Source organism: Tissierella sp. (assembly GCF_052089545.1).
Taxonomy (GTDB): domain Bacteria; phylum Bacillota; class Clostridia; order Tissierellales; family Tissierellaceae; genus Tissierella_A.
Window position 1 is genome coordinate 1 of the sequence record NZ_JBQDAA010000276.1, and the last position, 2,556, is coordinate 2,556.

Here is a 2,556-nt window from a genome sequence, read left to right on the forward strand (position 1 = left end):
CTTCAATAAATATACTGACATCATTGTGTGGACAATAAAATATATTAAAATCATATTTATTGTTTCCATCAGATATTTTTATATTTTTCTTTTTATTTAAAGATATATTTTCAAGTTCGCCTTGGGCACCATTTGCAAGCATAAGATTAAAATCTTGTACTTTCCCATAACTATGAGTTTCTATGTCACCTTTAAATTCATAAATTTCAAAAGGTTTTAAGTTTATAAAGCTTTTGTAGTCATGACTTAGTTTTAAATCACCATCAAGAGTTGTAATCCATCTTTTAACACCTTCAAGTTTTGTAAAATCAGACTCTGAAAGCTCAACACTTGCTGAACTTATCCTAAAATAAAAATCTCTTTTTTTATAATCAGAGTCTTCTGGATAAATATACATCTCTGTCGTCTTGCCTCCTGACCAATTGGAAACTTTATAATCTTCTTTTTTTATTATATTTACATTATATTTCAAATCTTATCACTCCAAATTATCTATTTGTTTTTCTTCTAATCTTTTATCTGTATATTCTTTTAATAGCTTTTGGATAACTGAAAACAAGGGTACAAATATTATTATTCCCAAAATTCCCATTAGGCTACCTCCAAGAGTTACAGCAGCTAAAATCCACACTGATGAAAGTCCAGAGGCCTTTCCTACAACTTTTGGGAATATAAGATTTCCTTCAACTTGCTGGAGTACAAAGAAAAGTATTATAAAAAATCCAGCCATTTTTGGGTCTTCTACAAATATTAAAAACGAACCTATTACAAGTCCAATAAAAGATCCAACTATAGGTATAAATGCACTTATGGCTATTATTATACTAACCATTAAAGCATAAGGAAAACTAAATATCATCATAGTAATAAAAAACATAGCTCCAAGTGCTATAGCATCAAGTGTTTGACCTGTTATAAACTGTGAAAAAGATTCCCTCGTTATATCACCTATATATAAGATTCTTCTTGTTACATTTAAAGGGAAAACAGAATAAAGAAGTCTTTTTAGACTTTTAGTAAGTTCTTCTTTTTGTAGTAAAAAATATACTGAAAATACAAAACCAAGTCCAAAAGATATAAGCCCTCCTACTACGGAAGAAAAAACATTAAATGTAGAATCAAGCCAGTTTAATAGTCCACCTTTTACAAAGGAATAAATACTATTATTTATATCATCAAAATTAATATCTTGAATTAGATCATTTATCCTAGAATATTTTATTGAACTGCTCTTTATATACTCTTGAATATTTTCCCAATATGCAGGGAGTTTGTCAGCTAGTTCTGCTCCGGCCTCTACTAGATTTGGAACTACTAATATTAAAACTATTGCAATTACTAATATAAAAAGTATCAGTGTAATAAAAAAACTAATAGGTCTTTTGTATTTATCCTTTATCCCACCTAATGGACTACTTTCTCCAAACAATTTTTCTTCAATAAAACTCATAGGCTTGTTTAATATAAATGATATGACAAGTCCTATTATAAAAGGTGCTATTATTCCAAGGAATAAATTAAATCCTTTGCCTACAAATTTAAAGTTTTCAAAAATCCACCATATAAATATTGTAAATACTATTAAAAACATTGCTTTTTTCATTCTTTCAGTCTTAATATTCATTTTTCCACCCTCTTTCTTTTATATAATACCCTTTCTTCAATTTCCCAATAAAAAAAGTTTCTCTCCAGAGAAACTTTTTTTATCTTTTTTATTTTTTATACATACAATGTTCCTTCTGCTACTATTTCTACCTGACCATTTAAATATATATGTGAAATACTATCATTCTTATATTCTACATTTACACTTAAACTTCCACCAGGTTGTTTTACATCTATATTTATATTTTCTTTGTTTTCATGTGATCTATATGCTCCAAATGCACATGTACCAGAAGCGCAAGACCTTTCCCAAAATAGACTATCAGTAGACCTGACGTATACTAAAGGCTCCATAAAGTCTTTCTTAAAATCATAGTACATTATTCCAAACGCTTCATAGTCAGTCTCTTTTAAGGATTCTTTTATAGTTTTATAAAATAAATCTTTATTCTTTATTTTATTTTTATCTACTATAAAGTGGGTAATTCCTTCAAAATTAACCCTTGCAAATTCTAAGGTCTTTTCTTCAAATTCTATAGCATCTTCCTTTATAGATCTAGGCGCTGGCATTTCAATTTTAGAAAGATATTTATTTTCTTCTATCTTTTCTACCTCACATTGAATCTTTCCTTTCATACCAGAAACTTCTAAATCTACAAAGAGTTTATTTTCTTCTTTTTTAACTTGAGGATAGCCTTTGTCTACCAACAGGGCAGCTAAAGATCTAGTAGCATTTCCGCAAAATTCTCCACCCATCATTTGAAGTCTTATTCCTTCTTTATCATCAGCTTTTTCAATAAATCCCACTTGTTCAGCATGTAAATTATTGTAATCCATAATCCTATTTGATACAGTTTTATGTTCTTTTCTAGGAATTTGATCCATTATAAATATGGTCATATTTTCTACTGGGTTTACCTTTACAAAGTTAAGCCTCATATTGTCCCCCTT

The 2,556-nt window shown here is 28.6% G+C and carries 3 protein-coding genes; all 3 read right to left on the minus strand.

The genetic code is table 11. The features are described from left to right. Positions 1-472, minus strand: a 472-nt coding sequence (locus tag ACTHW2_RS12870; protein ID WP_442264289.1) for a HutD family protein, incomplete at its 3' end; no start/stop codon positions are given. Between the two features lie 6 nt (positions 473-478). Beyond that, on the minus strand, positions 479-1,624 hold the full coding sequence (locus tag ACTHW2_RS12875) for an AI-2E family transporter (protein WP_442264290.1): 1,146 nt from the start codon (positions 1,622-1,624) through the stop codon (positions 479-481). A 95-nt stretch (positions 1,625-1,719) separates the two neighbouring features. Further along, complete coding sequence (locus ACTHW2_RS12880; protein WP_442264291.1) at positions 1,720-2,544, minus strand: diaminopimelate epimerase; 825 nt, start codon at positions 2,542-2,544, stop codon at positions 1,720-1,722. Positions 2,545-2,556: the final 12 nt, after the last annotated feature.